This window comes from Bacteroidota bacterium, from assembly GCA_016714535.1.
In the GTDB taxonomy this organism is placed as follows: Bacteria; Bacteroidota; Bacteroidia; order AKYH767-A; family OLB10; genus JADKFV01.
On the sequence record JADKDR010000017.1, the window covers coordinates 1 to 19,434 of the forward strand.

Genomic DNA, 19,434 nt, shown 5'->3' on the forward strand with positions numbered 1-19,434 from the left:
CCACAGTGCATAGCATGACCGGAGATCAGAATTTGCACGATGCGCCACATAAAGATTTGCGTAGAGCGCGCAGTGCACCGGTTTCCATTATACCAACAACTACCGGAGCTGCAAAGGCATTAAACGATATCTTTCCTGAACTTAGTGGTAAACTCGGAGGTGCCGGTATTCGTGTTCCGGTTATAAATGGTTCGCTTACCGATATAACCTGCATACTTACCAAGAGTGCAACCGTTGATTCGCTAAATGCCTTATTTAAAGAGGCTGCACAATCATCGCTCAAAGGAATTTTGGAATACACCGAAGATCCTATTGTAAGCATAGATATAGTTGGTAATATGCATAGCTGTATTTACGATGCTCAACTTACAAGTGTACTGGGTAACATGGCTAAGGTAGTGGGATGGTATGATAATGAAATGGGCTACAGTACCCGGTTGTATGAGTTGGTAAAACTTTTGCAAAAAAAATACCCGCTTAATTAGCGGGTATTTTTTTTGGACTTTATCAAACTTTAATTTATGCCATGCATCATTTTTTTCAGCATGGGGCATAATGCAAATAGCAATACTGCCGCTATTCCACACAACACTACAAACACCATAAAAAATTCGAATAAATTATGAATGGTGAACCCTGCAAAGGATGGGTACTTTACCGTAATTATGTTTTTTGATTTTATCAAGTTCAGTTGTTCTTCCGATACAACAGTAGTTGTATCCTTAAACATGGTAGTAAATTTAAAATTGTTTTCCTTGGCAAGTTTGTCGTTAATTTCTGCACACTTGTTTTTAGCAAGTAGATATAATTCTTTCCCCGAAGGGTCAACCTTGCCATCCAGTATTCCTTGTAAATCGATATTTTCTTTTTGTGCTGCAACAAACTGCTCGCTTGTTGGAGGTAGGATAGAACCAAGTGTACCTGCAAGTGCATAGCCCGATGCATTGGATAAGAAAAACACCCCAAACAATAAAGAAGCAAAACGCTTGGGAGCAAGTTTACCAACCAACGAAAGACCAATTGGCGACAGACACAATTCACCAAGAGTTTGAATAAGGTATAATAAAATCAACCACTTTACAGCAAGCATACCGCTTGTTCCAAGTTCTTTCACATTAAACGCTATAATAAAATAGCTAAGTGCAATCAATGCCAGCCCAAAGGATTGCTTCATGGGCGAAATAGGTTCTTTTCCATTTGCACGAAGTTTATCCCACAGAATACTGAAAGGAAAGGCAAGAATTACCACAAAAATACCATTGAATATTTGTACCATGGATGGAGGCATATCCCAACCAAAAAAGTTTCGATCGGTTTGGTTATCGGCAATAAAAGTTAATGAAGAACCAGCTTGTTCAAACGCTGCCCAAAAGAAAATGATAAAGAACGAAACAATGTAAATTACAAGAATACGATCTCTTTCAATTTTGGTTAATGACTTATCGCTAATGATTAATCCGGCAAGTGTAAGTCCACTTCCATAGATAATGGAGTAAATATAATTCTGACCGAATAGATAATGAAACACTGCTGCCAGGGCAACAAACGCGACTACCGAAATCATTAATGCCTGATTAGTAAACTGTGCCTTTTGCGATTCGCCTTCTTCAAAATCTGTGGCGTCATTTTTAGATGGTAAACCTCCTATTGGCTTGCCTTCAGGTGTCATCACATATTTATCTTTCAATAAGAAAAAGGTGATTGATCCCAGTACCATGGCAACAGCCGCAGCAAGAAAGCCCCATTTAAAGGCAGAAACATCGCGCGTTCCATCTTCGGCAACTACATCGCCCACCAAAGGACAAATCAGCTGACCAAGGAATGCCCCGATATTAATACCCATATAGAAAATGGTAAAGGCTGTATCCAATTTATTTTTTTCGCTTTTGGGATACAAGCTGCCTACCATACTTGAGATGTTTGGCTTGAAAAATCCGTTTCCAAAAATAATTACTCCTAAAGCAATGTATAATAAGGTGCGTGCAAGCTCAAGATTGGAATCGAATATACTCGCACTGAAAAATAAAAGTAATTGTCCGCAAGCCATAAGCATTCCACCTAGTAATATACAGTTTCGGTTTCCTAAAAACCGGTCGCTGATAAAGCCACCCAGCATGGGTGTTAAATAACAAAGACCAAGAAAGCCCCCATAGATAATGGACGACTCTTCTTTGGACATCATCAATGCGTTGACAATAAAGAGTGTGAGTATGGTGCGCATTCCGTAAAAATTGAAACGCTCCCACATTTCGGTACCAAATAGCACCCATAATCCTTTAGGATGTTTGGTATCGGCTACAGCTGTTTTTGACATAGTTTAAGTAGTTTTTTTATTAAAATTAAAATTTGAAAGGTGGGCTAAAGTATATATTTTTTAGTCGTAACCAACTGCCAGCTTTATTTTATATCAACGTTAACGAATATAATATGTCCTACGTAGTACATACTGAGAGAAATTCTATTTTTGTGAACTTCCGGAAATTTAACTTTTACATAGTTAAGTAGTTCCACGCACTTCAAATCACATATATTAATTAAAAACAGGAGAATGAAATTAAAAACGTTTCTATTAACAGCTTTAACCGTAACCATATACGTTTCTGCCATTTCCCAGGGGCAATGGACGTGGGTAAGTGGCAATAACAATATCAATGTTAGCGCGGTTTATGGAACACAAGGTGTTCCATCGACAGCTAATCACCCACATGCCTTTTACGAAACTAATGATTGGACCGATGCACAAGGCAACCTATGGATATTTGGAGGTCGTGTAGCCGCAGGCGATTGCTACGATGATGTATGGCGTTACAATCCATATACAAGCGAGTGGACGTGGATGGCCGGCAACGCTACCGCCAATAAAACACCCGTGTATGGCACACTTGGTGTTCCCAATACCAACAATACACCCGGTGCACGCCTATGCGCTCTTACATGGGTAGATAATAATGGAGATTTTTACATGTATGGTGGCAGCAACAATCAAGGTAAAAGGCACGCGGACCTTTGGAAGTTTAGCAAGGCCTCTTTAGCATGGACGTGGATTGATGGTTCGCAGCTAACCAATGTTAATGCTTTTAATGGCACCAAAGGGCAGTTTGGAAATTTGAATACACCCGGAAGCCGCGGAGAAACTACAGTTTCGTGGGTCGATAACACTAACAGATTGTGGTTTTTTGGTGGGCAAATGAATACCGCATCCGATTTTTACAACGATGTATGGCAATATAATCTAACTACCAATCAATGGGCATGGATGGCCGGTAATAATGTATTTGGCCCAAATGCTGCTCCTAATTGGGGCACGCAGGGAGTACCTGCCTCAAGTAACACTCCGGGTGCGCGCAATGCCTTTGGACGTTGGCGCGATGCGCAAGGCAATCTGTGGATGTGTGGTGGTATAAAATCAAATGGCAACAATGATGCTTTTAATGATATTTGGAAATATGATATTACTACCAATCAATGGACATGGATGTATGGAAGCGCGCAACCAAATGATACCGGGAATTATTCGGCAAGTTGTTATTTCAACAATGTTGTGAAACCACGTGCACGCCACGAGAATAAAGCTGTTGTAAAAGATTCGAGGGGAAATGTATGGATGTTTGGAGGTACCGATGCCGCAACCACTATTAACTTTCGCGATTTATGGATTTTTAATATGGATACGCTTCAATGGAAATGGATAGAAAATGATGGAACAGCAACCACCACAGCCAATCATGGCACGCTGGGCGTTTATAATGCAAGTAATTTTATGCCTGCGCGAGATGGTGCCATTATGTTTACTGATACTAATTGTAATGTCTATGTTTTTGGAGGAATACTAAGAGCCATTTTTGGGGCTTGTTGGTCAGATACATGGCGTTATACTCCTGATACCAATTGCGTGCCTTGCAAACCTATTCAGCCTGTTGTTGCCTCATTTTATGCAAACGACACTACCGTGTGTGTCAATAGTTTGCTCACCTTCGTTAGTAACTCATCAAGCAATGTTACAAGCTATCAGTGGTATTTGCCCGGCAGTAATATTGGTAGCAGCACACAGCAAATAGTTAGCGGGGTTCAGTATGCTACTTCCGGAACGTATCCTGTGACTTTAGTAGTAACCGATGGCCTGGTTATAGATAGCACTTCGCTTACTATCACGGTTACAGCTCCTCCGAAAAATTTTATAGGCAACGATACCATAGTTTGTAATGTACTAAGTTACACCATTGTCCCCGGAAGTTATCAAACATACTTGTGGAGCAATGGCAGCACCAATCAGGTATTAACCGTAATTACGTCAGGCATTTATTGGTTGGTTGTTAATGATGGAACATGCACCGGGGTCGATTCTATAAACGTAACTTTGCAGCCTTGCGCTGGGCCAACTGCTTCACTTATTGCAAGTAACTATTTATTATGTGAAAAGGGTAGTATAGACTTTACTGATAATAGTGCCGGCAATCCAACACAATGGTTGTGGTACTTTACAGGGGCCAATCCATCAACAAGCACGATGCAAAATCCTACTGGAGTTTTTTATCCCAATTATGGAGTCTTTGATGTTTCGTTGGTTGTAACCAATAGCTTTGGCAGCGACTCTTTGTTTTTTCCTAATTGCATTACGGTAGTTGCTAATCCACCTGCGCCATCTATTACGTATCAAAATAATGAGTTGTGCAGCAGCCCCGCAGTTGGTTACCAATGGTATTTTAATAATGTGCCATTACCTAACGATACCACACAATGTTTTACTCCTGATAGCATCGGTAGTTATTATGTTATTATTACGGATACCAATGGTTGTAATAGTGCAAGCCCTTCGTTTGTGGTTTCGGGCATTAACGATTTTCAAAATGCTGAAAATGCAACAACGTTGCATCCTAATCCCGGTCAGGATCTTTTTACCATAACATTTTTACAAAATGTAAATACGGATGTATTGGTAACCGTATATGATGTAACAGGGAGAGAAGTGCTGTCTGTTTCTCAGGCCAACCATCCACAGGTATTAAATGTAGACTGTTCAACATGGAGCAAAGGGCTTTATCGCGTAATAGTAAATTACAATAATAAATCAGATGCCCTGCTATTTGAGAAGTTGTAGTTTTTATTCCTGAATAAAAAGCAAGTAGTGCAAATGCTGCAAGCTTCACTGTTCTGAGAGCTCGATTTGGTTGCTAAGAAACTTGAAGGAGTGATTATTCTTATAGCTGATAGCCGCTTGCAAAAAAGCGGGAGTGTTCAATTATTATTTTTTTTATCTTTTTGCAAAGTCTATTTCTACTTAATGAATGTCAATCGTTTTTTATGAAGTTGAAAATTGAAACACTTGCTTTAATAGTTTTCAACCTTATCGTTCTTGGGTTGATTGTAAGCGTGGGAATTAATACAGTAAGCCTTGCCCAAATCAATCCGGATGGAAGTTACTATTTGTCCTACAGCGAAAATATGTTCAAAGGATATAGACCATATACCGATATGGGTTTAGACTACATGCCATTCGTAATTTATATTTTCTTTTTTTTCAAAATGATATTTAATGGTATTCAATATGAGCACTATTTAACGATACAAATTTTAAGCTATTTTCTTTCTGGTTTTCTTATCTATTTAATTGTATTGCACTTTACTTTAAGGAATAAAATTGTTTCCATAACAGCCGGATTTTTATTTATCGGTTCTATTTTTACTTTTGATGGAATCTATATTATCCTTGAGCCTTACCTAATTGTCTTCGCACTATTAACCGTTCTTCTTTTAATTAAGGCTAACGAAAAGAACAATTCACTCTTGTTTTTGTTCGCTGGTTTTTTTTCAATTTGTTGCTTTTTTTGTAAGCAATATGGTGTCCTTATTTATCCCGCTGTGGCTATCTATTTTTTGTGGCAGTACTATAGCAAGGTTATTAAATTAAAAAATATGTTTACATTTTTTATGGGAATAGTAACAGCTTCAATTTTGTTTTTGGCTTTTTTGTTTTTAATACACCGCGTAGAGCCTTCAGGTTTTTTTTATTCAATATTCAAACCCCAATATGTTGATAGTTATCCAAATTTATCAATTAATGCATTCATCTCTTTTTTTAGATACTCTGTATTTTATGTATTCCCCATTATCATGTTATTTCCATTTATTTTTATAGAAAAAAATAGCAAACACTTTCCGCAGGTTTTATTAGTGATAGTAGCGGCTGCTAGCTTTTTTTCAGTGATGATTGTAAGACAATATCCGCACTATTTTCAATTGTCATTACCATTCTTAATTATCAGTATCTTTATTTTACTGGAGAAAACAAAGGAGATAATGCCTTTTTTTAAATTAATCAGATTGTATCATTTAGCCTTTTTATTAATGATTTTTTCCATGTTTATTACCATAGTCAGATTGAAACAGTTAAACGAGTATTTGATTGGAAATTATAGCATAAAGCAAACCCAACTCAGCAATGCATTAACAATTAATAAATATATTCCGGCAAGAACATTAACTACTAATCTAAGTGCAACTCTTTCTTTTTCTTATTTGTGCGAATTGATTCCTCCCGATTTTAAGCAATCGGGATTTAATTTCTATCTTAGAAATGAACAGGCTATTCCCAATAAAACGTTCGAGCAGATTGACCAAAGAATAAAGCCAAACATTTTGAATAGTGAGTTTGTGCTAACAGATACAATTAGTGAAACATCATTTCCGGGAGTCAATGTTTTTTTGATTCAGCAGCAATTTAATAAAATTGTAACCACCAATAGTGGATTAAGTATTTGGAAAAAAAAGTATTGATGTTAATCCAATTTGCATATTAATCAGCATGCCCTTATTAATGTTGTAAAAAATTGATTTTTGCTTTCGGCCTAAAAGTTATCTTTGCCATTCGAATTATCTGCAAACATTACAAAGGTATGTTTGCAATTTACAAGGTAGTATGAAAGAAGAAACAGTTGCCGCTAATGAGCGAGTTAAAAAGCCGGAATGGTTGCGTGTAAAACTTCCAATAGGTGAGGAGTACCGTACAGTGCGTGGCTTGGTTGATGAGTATAAACTGCACACCATTTGCGAAAGTGGAAATTGTCCAAACATGGGCGAGTGTTGGGGGGCAGGCACGGCCACATTTATGATTTTGGGAAATATATGTACCCGCTCGTGTGGATTTTGTGCTGTAGCAACAGGCCGCCCTTCTGCCGTTGATAAGCAAGAGCCACAGCGCGTAGCAGAGTCTGTTAAACTTATGAAAGTTAAGCATTGCGTAATCACTAGTGTCGATAGAGATGACCTAAAAGATGGTGGTGCTAACATTTGGGTAGAAACCATTGGAGCCGTGCGTAAACTTTCTCCGGATACAACCCTCGAAACACTAATACCTGACTTTGCAGGAAAATGGGAAAACCTTCAGATGCTGATTGATGCCGCACCCGAAGTGCTTTCACATAACCTTGAAACGGTGCGCAGGCTTACCAAACAAGTGCGCGTGCAGGCTAAGTATGATCGCAGCCTTGAGCTACTTAAGCGCGTTAGCAATTCTGGCTTAAGAACCAAGTCTGGTATTATGCTGGGGCTTGGCGAAACCGATGATGAGATTGTTGAATCCATGCAAGATTTGAGAAATAACGGTGTTCACATACTTACCTTAGGCCAATACCTGCAGCCTACCAAAGCACATTTGCCAATATCAGAATTTATTACTCCCGAGCGATTTGCACATTACAAACAACTAGGTATGCAAATGGGATTTAGGTATGTAGAAAGCGGACCATTGGTACGCTCAAGCTATCATGCCGAAAAGCACCTGTTCTAAAAAAAGTTCTTGACTTTTGCCTATGGACAATTACCCGCTTACTTTAGAATATCTATATGCACAATTGCCCATGTTTCATCGCATTGGTGCGGCTGCGTATAAAGCTGATTTGGACAATACATATGCATTGCTTCACATGGTGGATAATCCCCATTTGAATTTGAAATGTGTGCATGTAGCAGGTACCAACGGCAAGGGCAGTGTATCGCACTGCCTGGCTAGCATCTTACAAGAAGCCGGATATAAAACCGGCCTTTATACTTCTCCACACCTCAAAGATTTTCGCGAGCGTATACGTATTAATGGAAAAATGATTAGCAAGCGCGCAGTTGTTGAGTTTGTAAGGAATTATAGGAATGAATTTGAACAAATCAAACCTTCTTTTTTTGAGTGGACCGTAGCACTGGCTTTTGATTTTTTCCACAAACAAAAAGTGGATATAGCAATTATTGAAACCGGACTTGGAGGACGCCTCGATAGCACCAATGTTATTCAACCGCTGGTATCGGTTATTACCAATATAAGTTTCGACCATCAAAATTTGCTTGGCAATACACTGGAGCAAATTGCTTTTGAAAAGGCAGGCATTATTAAAAATAAAATTCCTGTTGTGATTGGGGAGTATGATAAAAAAGTTTCGCAAGTGTTTATTAGCAAAGCGAAAGAACAACAAAGCTATCTTTATTTTGCTTCGCAAAAATTTAAAATAATCTCGCATATAGTAAGCGATGATTTACTAAAAATTGGTATTAGAGATTGTGAGCTAAATAAAGAACTAAAAGTGAGCCTTGCCCTTACCGGCAATTATCAATTGAATAATGTTTGCACCATTATGCAAACGGTGGCATTGTTAAGGAACACCTTGCCAATTTCTAATACTGCATTAAAACGGGGCTTAACCAAAGTGGTTAAGAATACCGGACTGCAAGGCCGTTGGCAACAACTTAACAAAAGCCCTCTGGCAGTTTGCGATACCGGACATAATCAGGCAGGTATTCAAGAGGTTTTAAAAAATATAAGACGATACTCGTTTGAAAAATTGCATATAGTAATTGGGGTTGTAAATGATAAGGATGTGAGTGCCATGTTGAAGTTATTACCAGCAAAGGCAACTTATTATTTTTGTAAACCATCCATACCCCGAGGTTTGGATGTGCTGCATTTGCAACAACTGGCAGCTAGCTTTAAACTGTATGGCGAAGTTTACACTACGGTAAGGAATGCTTATAGACAAGCAATAAAGAATGCAAACAAAGGAGATTTTATTTTTGTTGGAGGCAGCACGTTTGTTGTAGCCGAAGTTATTTAAAAGCGCCATCTGCATTGATTGCCTCTTTAGGCAACATCATGCCAATATCCCACAGCTCTGCTATCTTTTCAATTTCGAATCTGCAAATATGCACTACCGCAATTCCGGCAGCACCTTCATTTGTTTTAATATGAGAGTGCAAGGCAACAATATTTTCTTCTTCAATTACATGATATACCTTTAATATCTTTCCCGGAAATTCTACTTCGTTTTTCAACATTGCTTCGGCAAGGTTTTCTTTTCCTGCCTTAGTATATGCATTGTGATGAGTAAAATTTGAAGAGGTGTATTTTTCATATGCTTCTGAAATATTTCCTGCAATGATTTGGGTTATAAAATCAAGCGCGATTTTTTTATGACTCATTTAACTGATTATTTAGTTGTTAAATATACGTTTTGATTACATTTGGAGAGTAATAAAAACACGCTTAAAATGAATTGAATGTTTGATATTAAAAATAGTTGTATTCTTGGTTTGCTAATAATATTGTTTTGTGCCTCGTGCGGTCAAAAGCCCGGTGCCCCGGCAAATGTAGAAAACACTGTTAGTCGCGATATTGAAAATCGTAATATGCAGGTGGTTAAGATAAGAGATGCAATTGTCAATTCGGATAAGAAGGCCATAGCAACAATGTGTGATTATGCTGCACTTACCAAACAAAACGATATTTGGTTTCTGATGGAGCGCGAAGGCATTTGTGCTGAAAGTATGCAGTTTGGTTTTACGGAGGAAGTATTGAACAAAAATTATGATAATTTTTTTCCTCCCGAAGTATCTGCCACGCTATCAACCATTGACATGGAAGCGTTTGACAGGTCTGGATTTGCTCAGAGCGATACAACCATTATTAATGAGTTCGAATCAGGTTATACGTTCATTAAGTCGCCATCAGCTACTGAAGTAAATATACTGGTCAATTACAATTATATAGACAATTCAAGTAACGTAACCGAATCTACCGTTAGTTATGTGTTCCGGCTTAATGATAAGAGTAAGCTGATGTTGCAGGCAATAACCATTGCAGGTTAAGGCAAATAAGGATTTGCCTCATTTATTTCTTCGAATGTTTTGATGTGATAATTATTTTTCAAATGTTTGTAGGCGATAAACATTTGGCAGGTTTTTTAGCAACCATGTTTTTTTTATTTATATTCACGTCAAAAATAGTAAGTTGTGTTAAAACAGGGACTACATCAAAAGCTACTTCAGAAGTTGTCGCCTCAGCAAATTCAGTTAATGAAGTTGCTGCAGGTGCCTACAGCGCAGCTTGAACAACGGATAAAGGAAGAGTTAGAAATGAATCCCGCACTGGAAGAGGGGGAGGATGAGAACAGCATAGAAGAAATTGAACAGCAAGAAGCAAATACCGATGATGAAATAGATATTGCTGATGAGCCGGAAAAAGAAGCTGAAGAATATGAAGAGATGGATAGCTACGAAGAGTACGAAGAGAAGCAAACAGCCGAAGAAGACAAGAACGATGATTTTGACTTGAGTGACTATGTTGATGATTTAGATGGCCCTGATTATAAGTACAACACCAATAATAATAGCGAAGATGATGAGCAACTAGAAGTGCCGTTAAGTATCAGTGCTACCTTCCATGATAGTCTTATTGCACAGTTAGGATTAACTGATTTGGATGATCATGAGCTTCGTATTGCCGAATATATCATAGGCAGCATAGATGATGACGGATACTTGCGCAGGGAATTAAGTGCCATGGTTAACGATCTGGCTTTTACACAAAATATTCGATCAAGCGAGGAAGAGCTTTTGCGTCTATTGCGGGTGATACAATCCTTTGATCCCCCGGGAGTGGGAGGTCGCAGTTTACAAGAGTGTTTGTTATTGCAATTAAAGCGGAAGGAACAATCGCATCCCGCAATGAAAATTGCCACCATTATTGTAGAGAAATACATGGAAGAATTTTCGCGGAAGCATTATGATAAAATAGCTTCGCGATTAAACTTAAATGAGAAAGATTTAAAAAGTCTTATTGCCCTCATCCTTAAACTTAATCCAAGACCAGGAAATACGTTTAACGATGGTGTCAAATCAGTTCAGCATATTGTTCCCGATTTTATTCTTACCAATAACGAAGGCAGCATCGATCTTACCCTAAATAGTAAGAATGTACCCGAGTTGCGTATTAGTAGAAACTACATCGAAATGCTCGATACGTATTCAAAAGATAAGCGAACTAATCAGACAAATCGTGATGCTCTCGTTTTTGTTAAGCAAAAGCTTGACTCAGCTAAATGGTTTATAGATGCTATTAAGCAAAGACAAAATACGTTGCTTACCACCATGACTGCCATACTTGAATACCAGCACGACTATTTTATGACCGGTGACGAGAAATTATTGCGACCAATGATTTTAAAAGATATTGCCGACATTGTGGAGTTGGATATTTCAACCGTTTCGCGCGTGGCCAACAGCAAATATGTGCAAACACAACATGGTACCTTTTTGCTAAAGCGGTTGTTTAGCGAAGCATTAAGCACTGATAGCGGAGAAGAAGTTTCGAGTAGGGAAGTAAAACAGATTTTGCTTGAGAATATTCAGGGTGAAGATAAAAAGCGACCACTACCCGATGATAAATTAACTGATATACTACAACAGAAGGGTTATAACATTGCACGCAGAACCATAGCCAAATACCGCGAACAATTAGGCATACCGGTAGCACGGCTACGAAAAGAATTATAAGCGCAGTGAAATTAGCGGCTACCATTATTTCTTATTTGGCACATCCGGTATTAATGCCGATGTTCTTATTTACCTTGCTTTTTTTTCTGCACCCCTGGGTTGGGTTCCTCATTCATGGTCAGCCTTTTTGGATTTTTATGGCCTTAATATTTATTACCACATCACTCATGCCTTTATTATCAGCAATGCTTATGCTTAAGCGGACTGATAATAATACCCTGCAAATGCATTCAAAGGAAATACGCTCAACACCGTTGTTTTCTAACTTTTTATATTATGCAATGGCCACTTATTTTATTTATACGGCCAACCTTCCCGAGGTGCTTTGGCGTTTAATGCTTGCATTTTCTGTTAGTGCCTTTTTGTTGTGGCTCATTAATTTTGAAATGAAAATTTCGCTGCATGCCGCAGGTGCCGGTGCGTTGGTTGCATTGATACTGGCCTTGGGTTTGCAATTTAAGGTAGGTGTAGCTTTCGAATTTAGTTTAGCTTGCCTGATAGCCGGATTAATATTAAGCGCCAGACTTATTGCCGAAGCACATTCAACCTTCGAATTATATGCAGGGTTTTTTATCGGAGCTATTCCTGTGCTTTTGCTGTTGTTGCTAGGTAGTAAGTAGCATATTGCTAAATCAATTTTTCTCAAAGAAAAATCGTGTTACAACAAGTTGAGCGAAACTAGTTTCGCATCATTGGTAGATGAGGCATTTCGGCATCCAGATATTCGGGGCCGCAAGTCGAAAAACCATAAACATTGTAAAATTTTTCAAGTTGCGATTGCGCTGAAATTTTAATGGCCGAAGTTCCAAATTCTTGTTCCATCGTTTGAATGGCCTTTTCAACCAGCAATTTACCAAGTCCTGTACCCCGCATATTTTCTCTTGTAAGCACTCGCCCAAAGGATGGCACCGGGTACACCACACCTGCCGGTATCAGCCGCGCATAGGCCTGAATTTCTCCATCAGAATTTGTTGCAAACAAATGCAGCGACTCTTTGTCCACATCATCTACATCCAGATAAAAGCAGCGTTGCTCAAGCACAAATACCTGCATTCTTATTTGCAATATGGCATACAACTCATGAATGCTTAGCTCATCAAATTTTTTAAGATTCCATTTCATAAGCTGCAAATGTAATTTTTAAAGGGAGCAAAAAAACCGGCTGCAGTTGCAGCCGGCTTATCACTTGAATAAAAAGACTCTGGTTATTTTTTATCTACGCGGGCGACCCGGACCATCACCCGGTGGTCTATCGCCATCTCCTTTGCGTTCTTGTATTTTGCGCAATAGTTCGCGGTTAAACTCACGCTCCAGTACAAACAGCAAGGCCACTTTTTTTACAGGTATCACTTGCCTGAATTGTGTATTATATTTTTTAAGTATCTCTACCTCTTTTTGTTTGTTGCTAATTTCAGTGTCAATCATTTTGCCTGCTTCTTCATTGGTCATTTCATCAATTTCTTCGCTCAAAGGCTCACCTGGCTTATGACCTTTGCGCAGGTTTTTAAGTTCGCTGCTGAATTGGTTATATACCGGCCAGAATTTTTGCGCCTCATCACTCGTTAAGTTTAACCGGCTGGTAAGAAATGCAATTTTAAATTGTTCTATTTTTTCTTCGCGCTTACCCGGTTTTTCGTCTTGTGCTATAGCTACATGCGCTATCGATATTGCAAGTAATATCCAACTTATTAGTTTCATCTTTATTAAATTTACTTAGTATTAAAATTCTATTGAGTCTATTGTTCCGTCAATTTTGAAGTCTTGCACATTCAGGTAGTCAATCATTTCTTCCGAATCAAATTCTTGAAAGCTCAAGTCTTCCGGCAATACTTCGGCTATCTGACTGGTATTTAGTTGTACATCATAGCCTTCGGTCAGAACATCTTCGAGGGTAATGTTGTTGTCGGCCTGCAGCATATTTTCAGGTTGGCGATAGATAAGTATAGCAGCTACTAAACATATACCAACTGCTACCGGCAATGCAAATTTATAATTGGTAGCAAGACTAAAAAATCGCTCATGCCATGGTTGTGGTTTCGCATTTATACGTTGCTGAATGCGGCTATGCAACTGTTCGAAATAATCTTCAGGTGCATCAAAAGGCAATGGCTTGTTTTGGCTCTTTAACCATTCCAGGCTTTTTTCGTTTTCGCTATCGTTTGTTTGGTTCATTTCCTTTATGATTTATTTTATGCAAAATGGTTTAATCTTCTTTTATAAATTTTTCAATTTTTTTAACAGCATGATGGTATGAAGCTTTCAATGCTCCAACAGTAACACCGGTAATTTCGGCTATTTGTTCGTATTTAAGTTCGTCATAGTAGCGCATGTTGAATACGGCACGCTGTTGCTCGGGCAATTTTAATATGGCAAGTTCAAGTTTTAAAATTAATTTATCTGCATTAATGCTTCGTTCGCTTATCAGTTTGTTTTCGAGTTCAGCTGTTATATCATGTATAGGAATAAAAAAGCGGTTCTTTTTCTTTTTTAAAAAGGTAAGGGCTTCGTTGGTAGCAATGCGATACAACCAGGTAAAGAGTTGCGACTCTTCGCGAAAATTTTCAAGACCATTCCATGCTTTGACAAACGTGTCTTGCAGTATGTCATCGGTGTCATCATGATCTATTACCATGCGCCTGATGTGCTGGTATAGTTTCGATTGAAATTTTTTGATAATAAGATTAAACGCATAGTTGCGATTGTCACCATGCTTGTATAGGTGCAATAATTCAGCGTCTGTATAGGAGGTGTCCTTTTGCAAAAACAAAGTTTAAGAAAAACAAAAACGCTAAAACAAACGGTAGTGTTATTTACGGCTAAAGGCAGTTTTGGCTTTTGCAGCTATTGCTTCTGAAGTTAGTCCATATTTTACCAATAGTTCTTCCGGTTTTCCGCTTTCGCCAAAGCTATCATTTACTGCCACCATCTCTACCGGCACCGGATAGTTTCTTACTAAAAGATTTGCAACTGCATCTCCCAGTCCTCCATTTATCTGATGTTCTTCAGCCGTTACTACACATCGTGTTTTGCGCACTGAGTTTAAGATGCTTTCGGTATCCAATGGTTTAATGGTATGTATATTTAAAATGTCGGCATGTATATTTTCTGCTTCCAGCATTCTAGCTGCTTCAATCGCTTTCCACACCATGTGGCCTGTTGCAATGATGGTTACATCACTGCCCTCATTAAGGTGAATGGCTTTGCCAATCACCAATTCATCGGTATCCGAGGTAAAGTTGGGAACCACCGGACGGCCAAAGCGTAAATACACCGGTCCGTGATGTTTTGATATTGCAATAGTGGCAGCTTTAGTTTGATTATAATCGCATGGATTAATTACTGTCATGCCTGGCAACATGCGCATAAGCCCAATGTCTTCCAATATCTGATGGGTAGCCCCATCTTCGCCAAGGGTAAGGCCTGCATGCGATGCACATATTTTTACATTCTTATCTGAATAGGCTATGGACTGCCTAATTTGATCATACACACGGCCGGTACTAAAGTTGGCAAAAGTTCCGGTAAAGGGAATTTTGCCGCCAATTGTTAGACCTGCGGCTATGCCCATCATGTTGGCTTCGGCAATTCCACATTGAAAAAACCGTTGCGGAAATTCTTTGGCAAAAGCATCCATCTTGAGCGAGCCCGTTAAATCGGCACATAAAGCAACAATGGCTTCATTGGTGCGTGCAGCTTCTAACAGCCCATCGCCAAATCCTGAACGCGTATCTTTTTTATTATAAACTTGAAATTCTTTCATAACAAGGGATTATGGTCGCAAATCAAGACTTTAAAATGAGGCTTTGCAACTTTTAGTTTTGAGAAAAAATAAACACACCTAGTTGGCGGCTCATTTAAGTTTAAATGATTACGCCCCCTTTTGGCGTAGTCTCTGACTAAGTACTAATTGAATCAAATCCCCCTCATGTGCTTTAATAACAACAAGGCAAGCCTTGCTTAATAAAAATCAAACATGTTATTTTGAAAGCTTGAATCTTTATCGCAAGCTTAGTCACCATAAATGCTGCACACAATTTCTTGCTTATCAGTTATAAAGGCCCTGTACATTCCATCTGAATTAAAATCGAGCACGACAATGCCTTGCGCGTCAACGGCAATCAATCCGCCTTCGCCCTTATCTTTCGAAAGTTTATTAAACAGAACTTCGTGGCACGCATCTGCCAGACTCATATTTTTGTAAAGCATCAGGCAATGAATATGGTGTGCTACCACTTCCCTAATAAAATATTCGCCATGCCCGGTGCATGATATAGCACAAGTTTGATTGTCGGCCCACGTGCCGGCACCAATAATTGGCGTATCGCCTATGCGGCCATAGCGTTTGTTAGTCATTCCTCCGGTAGAAGTTGCAGCAGCAAGGTTGCCGTGCATATCCATGGCTACAGCCCCTACAGTTCCCATTTTTTTTGTTTGAGCATGATCCAACTGCACCTTCTCACTATCGCGAATGCTTAACAACTGATTGTATCGGAATTCATCAAAAAAGTACTCGTCCGCTTCAATCGCTATGCCTTGCTTTTTTGCAAACGCTATGGCACCTGTTCCACTTAACATCACATGTTCTGTTTTTTCCATCACCAGTCGGGCAAGTTGAACCGGATTTTTTATTCCACTTACACCAGCCACTGCTCCTGCCATTTTTGTTTCTCCACACATAATACTTGCATCCATTTCATGATTACCTTCATGCGTAAACACCGAGCCTTTGCCGGCATTAAACAATGGATTGTCTTCCAGAGTTTTTACAGCAACTTCTACCGCATCCATAGCTGTTGCTCCTTTTAGTAATTGCTCATATCCCAAAGCTATGGCATGGTGCAGTCCCTTTTTATAAGCAGCTTCTTTTTCGGAGTAAGTAAGTGTGGCAATAAAGTGCCTGCTCCGCCATGTATGGCTATCGTTGGTTTTTTATCCATCATTTTTTTTATAGTAGGATTGGTTTTATCTATTTCTGTTTTGCAAATGTAATCGTTCGGTGTATTTAAGATAATTTCCATAAGCCATCATGGTGGCAATGCGCCAACCTGCAAGCCCTTCTAAAAAGCCTAATTTTAGCACATACGATTTTATAAAAGTAAATGCAGGATTTACAAATTGCGCGCCCCAAACAGTGCGTTTGCCTTGATCGTAATAAGACTTGGCACTTATCTGCGCAAACCTTTTGGTTTGTGCTACATGCTCCGCATAATTGTAAAACGTGAAATGCAATAAGTTGCCAGTCAGTTTACCAAAGATGGAAGCAGGGTTATTAAATTCAAATTTGTCATGTGGATTGTAACCTCCCCATTTTCCAAAATGTCGATTAAACAAACGCAACTTGGTATCAGGGTACCAGCCACCATGCCTTATCCATTGCCCGCAATAGTTGGCTAGTCGGTTCATGCAATAGCCGTGATGTGCAGGTTGCTCTTTTATTTTTTTTATACTTGATAGAAGTGTTTCGTCTAGCGCTTCGTCAGCATCAAGGCTAAGAACCCAATCAAAAGTAGCCTGTGCCATTGCATAATTTTTTTGTTCAATATATCCTTCAAAGGTGTGCTTTATAAACTTTGCTCCGTAGCGATGGCATATTTGTTCAGTTGAATCGGTAGAGTAGGAGTCTATAACAACTACCTCATCAGCAACCGGCATTACCGATTGCAGGCAGCGTTCGATGTTGTGTTCCTCGTTAAAAGTGATTATGGCAACCGACAGTTTAATCATGCGCAGCAAAAGTAACGTGAATATTGATTTATGCGAATAGCAAATGCGATTGCATGCTAACAACAAATAATTAGGTCATTACAAAAATTATTCGCAGCTACATGATACTTTTGTAACTTTCAAAACGAAATTGATGAAATTGCTACTAAGCCTGCTATTGTTGTTAGTTTCTTGCTACGGGTACTCGCAGCTTTCTGTTCAGGGAGTTGTGGTTGATGCTCAAACTAAGGAGCCTTTACATTTTTGTAATGTTGCCATAATCACAACCGGGCAGGGCACGCTTACCAACCAGGATGGCGCGTATAAATTTACCATTATTTCCGATAAGGACACTGTATTATTTTCTTATCTTGGTTTTAAAGATGAAAAGATGCCTGCATCTTTTCTGTTTAAAAATCCGAATGTATTGTTGGAGAGAAAAAGTGTTGCCTTAGGTGAAATAACGGTTAGCGCAGGCAATGACTTTTTATATGAAACCATTGCGCAATGCCGAAGTAAAATAAAGTCGCTGCCCAAACAAGCTTCGCAAGTATATTTTCAGCTTGAAACTGAAATTGATAAACAGCCGGTCGAAATGCTTGAGTGCTATTACAATGGATATGCAACGGGAGGTTCCATCGAAAAATTACTTTTAAAGAATGGTCGTATTGGACTTGCCAGATCAAAGGATGGAGGTTTTTTTCTCAGTCAGAATACTTCACGTGCTGTTTGCTATTTAGATTTAATAAATGGTCATGAATTTTTGCCGGCTACAGTATTTCAGTTTGATAGCAAAAAGTTGAAAAAACTTTTCAATTTAAATTTTATAGATGAAACTGATAGTATTATGCATATTGGTTTTACTCCGGTACGAGATACAAATAAGTTTTTTGAAGGCGAGATATGGCTAAGAAAAACAACCTATGAGATAGAGAAAATTGAAATGACATGTGCGAATGCCAGCATACATCCATTTCTTCCCTTGTTTGAAGATGGCATTGTAAAAAATATAACTATAAGTATAACTGAAGGTTTTTCCACTAATAGCGGCAATACCCATTTGCATTATCTTGATTTTGGTTATGAATTGACTTATAGCAATGGACAACCGAAAGCAAGGCTGAATAACGGTAGTAAGATAGATTACAAGGTAAGCACCAACGGACTATTATTATTTTACGATAGCAAAAAACTATTTCAATTGCCCTATTACAAATATAATGATGAAGCAACCGATTATCGCAAAATTACCTCCATGCCTTACAATCAAGCATTTTGGGAAAGCAACTTTTCATTCGAGCTTACCGAAAGGCAAAAAAGAAGCTTAAACTTTTTTAAAGAAAATGGTGCACTGGCTAACTATAAGAATAATCAGACTGGTGTAAAAGGCAATTACAATGTATTCGAGGATAACACGATACGATGGTCATCCGAAACCAGAATTGGCTTTAAGGCGAACCAACTGGATTTGAAGCTGCAAAAAAACATAAAGAATATACAAGGTAAAAAACTGCTGCCTTATGAGATGTATAATCTGAGTATGCAAATTTTTCTTGATGTTAATACCATTGATACTGTTATTATTTATTTCTCACAGACCATGTTTGATACCTTTGATTCGTATTTTTATTTGGATATAGATGCCTATACCGATTGTTTTCTTAATATTGCTTTTGATCTGTGTGAAATAGAACGAAGAAAAATGGAGCGCACTTTGCTCTCAGGTGTATGGAGCAACGCCCAGGTTGATTCTATTTATGGACATACATCTGCAAACCTAAAAAATCAAACCACTCAATACTTCAGGGAGGTGCAAGTAGGTAAGAATAGGAGAGCACTATCAGACTGGAATAATTATGTTTTACAATATCTGAATATTGATAATAAAAAAAAGCTTGGATTAACAGATTAGATAGAACA

At 38.6% G+C, this 19,434-nt stretch carries 17 protein-coding genes and 1 pseudogene; 9 read left to right on the forward strand and 9 right to left on the reverse strand.

Features of this window, described 5'->3' with window-relative positions; genetic code table 11:
* Window positions 1-485 (forward strand): type I glyceraldehyde-3-phosphate dehydrogenase (locus IPO27_17935; protein MBK8848310.1); only part of this gene is annotated, 485 nt, incomplete at its 5' end.
* Window positions 486-514: 29 nt separating this feature from the next.
* Here IPO27_17935 and IPO27_17940 read toward each other — a convergent pair.
* On the reverse strand, window positions 515-2,314 hold the full coding sequence (locus tag IPO27_17940) for a peptide MFS transporter (protein ID MBK8848311.1): 1,800 nt from the start codon (window positions 2,312-2,314) through the stop codon (window positions 515-517).
* Window positions 2,315-2,548: 234 nt separating this feature from the next.
* On the opposite strand from IPO27_17940, the gene IPO27_17945 reads away from it, so the two are divergent.
* From IPO27_17945 to IPO27_17960, 4 genes are all read left to right on the forward strand, one after another.
* The gene (locus IPO27_17945; protein ID MBK8848312.1) at window positions 2,549-5,098 is read left to right on the forward strand and encodes a PKD domain-containing protein; all 2,550 of its coding nucleotides are present in this window, start codon (window positions 2,549-2,551) and stop codon (window positions 5,096-5,098) included.
* Window positions 5,099-5,301: 203 nt separating this feature from the next.
* Entirely contained in the window at window positions 5,302-6,774 is a 1,473-nt protein-coding gene (locus IPO27_17950; GenBank protein MBK8848313.1) for a glycosyltransferase family 39 protein, read from the forward strand.
* A 142-nt stretch (window positions 6,775-6,916) separates the two neighbouring features.
* Window positions 6,917-7,786 (forward strand): lipoyl synthase, encoded by an 870-nt coding sequence (gene lipA / locus IPO27_17955; GenBank protein MBK8848314.1) that lies wholly within the window; start codon window positions 6,917-6,919, stop codon window positions 7,784-7,786.
* A 22-nt stretch (window positions 7,787-7,808) separates the two neighbouring features.
* Window positions 7,809-9,095: a bifunctional folylpolyglutamate synthase/dihydrofolate synthase gene (locus IPO27_17960; protein ID MBK8848315.1), complete on the forward strand. Its 1,287-nt coding sequence runs from the start codon at window positions 7,809-7,811 to the stop codon at window positions 9,093-9,095.
* Here the strand turns inward: IPO27_17960 and IPO27_17965 are convergent.
* Entirely contained in the window at window positions 9,088-9,459 is a 372-nt protein-coding gene (locus IPO27_17965; GenBank protein ID MBK8848316.1) for a nuclear transport factor 2 family protein, read from the reverse strand. The two genes, IPO27_17960 and IPO27_17965, sit on opposite strands and share 8 nt — an antisense overlap.
* 78 nt (window positions 9,460-9,537) lie before the next feature.
* Between IPO27_17965 and IPO27_17970 the strand changes: the two genes are divergently transcribed.
* The 3 genes from IPO27_17970 to IPO27_17980 all read left to right on the forward strand — a co-directional run bounded on the left by IPO27_17970 (window position 9,538) and on the right by IPO27_17980 (window position 12,431).
* Entirely contained in the window at window positions 9,538-10,125 is a 588-nt protein-coding gene (locus IPO27_17970) for a hypothetical protein (GenBank protein ID MBK8848317.1), read from the forward strand.
* Window positions 10,126-10,269: 144 nt separating this feature from the next.
* Window positions 10,270-11,811, forward strand: coding sequence for an RNA polymerase factor sigma-54 (rpoN, locus tag IPO27_17975; protein MBK8848318.1), 1,542 nt, complete (start codon window positions 10,270-10,272; stop codon window positions 11,809-11,811).
* 137 nt (window positions 11,812-11,948) lie between these two features.
* Window positions 11,949-12,431: a hypothetical protein gene (locus IPO27_17980; protein MBK8848319.1), complete on the forward strand. Its 483-nt coding sequence runs from the start codon at window positions 11,949-11,951 to the stop codon at window positions 12,429-12,431.
* 58 nt (window positions 12,432-12,489) lie between these two features.
* Here IPO27_17980 and IPO27_17985 read toward each other — a convergent pair whose 3' ends face one another.
* The 7 genes and pseudogenes from IPO27_17985 to IPO27_18015 all read right to left on the reverse strand — a co-directional run bounded on the left by IPO27_17985 (window position 12,490) and on the right by IPO27_18015 (window position 17,535).
* Window positions 12,490-12,933, reverse strand: coding sequence for a GNAT family N-acetyltransferase (locus IPO27_17985; GenBank protein ID MBK8848320.1), 444 nt, complete (start codon window positions 12,931-12,933; stop codon window positions 12,490-12,492).
* 90 nt (window positions 12,934-13,023) lie between these two features.
* Window positions 13,024-13,509, reverse strand: a complete 486-nt coding sequence (locus IPO27_17990) for a hypothetical protein (protein ID MBK8848321.1) — start codon at window positions 13,507-13,509, stop codon at window positions 13,024-13,026.
* 21 nt (window positions 13,510-13,530) lie between these two features.
* The gene (locus IPO27_17995; GenBank protein ID MBK8848322.1) at window positions 13,531-13,983 is read right to left on the reverse strand and encodes a hypothetical protein; all 453 of its coding nucleotides are present in this window, start codon (window positions 13,981-13,983) and stop codon (window positions 13,531-13,533) included.
* A 31-nt stretch (window positions 13,984-14,014) separates the two neighbouring features.
* Window positions 14,015-14,572 carry an RNA polymerase sigma factor gene (locus IPO27_18000; protein ID MBK8848323.1) on the reverse strand — a complete coding sequence of 186 codons (558 nt, stop codon included), beginning with the start codon at window positions 14,570-14,572 and terminating at the stop codon, window positions 14,015-14,017.
* Window positions 14,573-14,617: 45 nt separating this feature from the next.
* Window positions 14,618-15,571: a transketolase family protein gene (locus IPO27_18005; protein ID MBK8848324.1), complete on the reverse strand. Its 954-nt coding sequence runs from the start codon at window positions 15,569-15,571 to the stop codon at window positions 14,618-14,620.
* A gap of 248 nt (window positions 15,572-15,819) precedes the next feature.
* Window positions 15,820-16,748 (reverse strand): annotated as a pseudogene (locus IPO27_18010) (isoaspartyl peptidase/L-asparaginase).
* Window positions 16,749-16,773: 25 nt separating this feature from the next.
* The gene (locus IPO27_18015) at window positions 16,774-17,535 is read right to left on the reverse strand and encodes a glycosyltransferase family 2 protein (protein MBK8848325.1); all 762 of its coding nucleotides are present in this window, start codon (window positions 17,533-17,535) and stop codon (window positions 16,774-16,776) included.
* A gap of 133 nt (window positions 17,536-17,668) precedes the next feature.
* Here IPO27_18015 and IPO27_18020 point away from each other — a divergent pair, with 133 nt between their 5' ends.
* Window positions 17,669-19,426 (forward strand): carboxypeptidase-like regulatory domain-containing protein, encoded by a 1,758-nt coding sequence (locus IPO27_18020; GenBank protein ID MBK8848326.1) that lies wholly within the window; start codon window positions 17,669-17,671, stop codon window positions 19,424-19,426.
* Window positions 19,427-19,434: the final 8 nt, after the last annotated feature.

Coding starts and splice junctions, on each gene's coding strand:
- IPO27_17940 (MBK8848311.1), bottom strand. CDS start 2,314: ATGTCAAAAACAGCTGTAGCCGATACCAAACATCCTAAAGGATTATGG.
- IPO27_17945 (MBK8848312.1), top strand. CDS start 2,549: ATGAAATTAAAAACGTTTCTATTAACAGCTTTAACCGTAACCATATAC.
- IPO27_17950 (MBK8848313.1), top strand. CDS start 5,302: ATGAAGTTGAAAATTGAAACACTTGCTTTAATAGTTTTCAACCTTATC.
- lipA (MBK8848314.1), top strand. CDS start 6,917: ATGAAAGAAGAAACAGTTGCCGCTAATGAGCGAGTTAAAAAGCCGGAA.
- IPO27_17960 (MBK8848315.1), top strand. CDS start 7,809: ATGGACAATTACCCGCTTACTTTAGAATATCTATATGCACAATTGCCC.
- IPO27_17965 (MBK8848316.1), bottom strand. CDS start 9,459: ATGAGTCATAAAAAAATCGCGCTTGATTTTATAACCCAAATCATTGCA.
- IPO27_17970 (MBK8848317.1), top strand. CDS start 9,538: ATGTTTGATATTAAAAATAGTTGTATTCTTGGTTTGCTAATAATATTG.
- IPO27_17980 (MBK8848319.1), top strand. CDS start 11,949: ATGGCCTTAATATTTATTACCACATCACTCATGCCTTTATTATCAGCA.
- IPO27_17985 (MBK8848320.1), bottom strand. CDS start 12,933: ATGAAATGGAATCTTAAAAAATTTGATGAGCTAAGCATTCATGAGTTG.
- IPO27_17990 (MBK8848321.1), bottom strand. CDS start 13,509: ATGAAACTAATAAGTTGGATATTACTTGCAATATCGATAGCGCATGTA.
- IPO27_17995 (MBK8848322.1), bottom strand. CDS start 13,983: ATGAACCAAACAAACGATAGCGAAAACGAAAAAAGCCTGGAATGGTTA.
- IPO27_18005 (MBK8848324.1), bottom strand. CDS start 15,571: ATGAAAGAATTTCAAGTTTATAATAAAAAAGATACGCGTTCAGGATTT.
- IPO27_18015 (MBK8848325.1), bottom strand. CDS start 17,535: ATGATTAAACTGTCGGTTGCCATAATCACTTTTAACGAGGAACACAAC.
- IPO27_18020 (MBK8848326.1), top strand. CDS start 17,669: ATGAAATTGCTACTAAGCCTGCTATTGTTGTTAGTTTCTTGCTACGGG.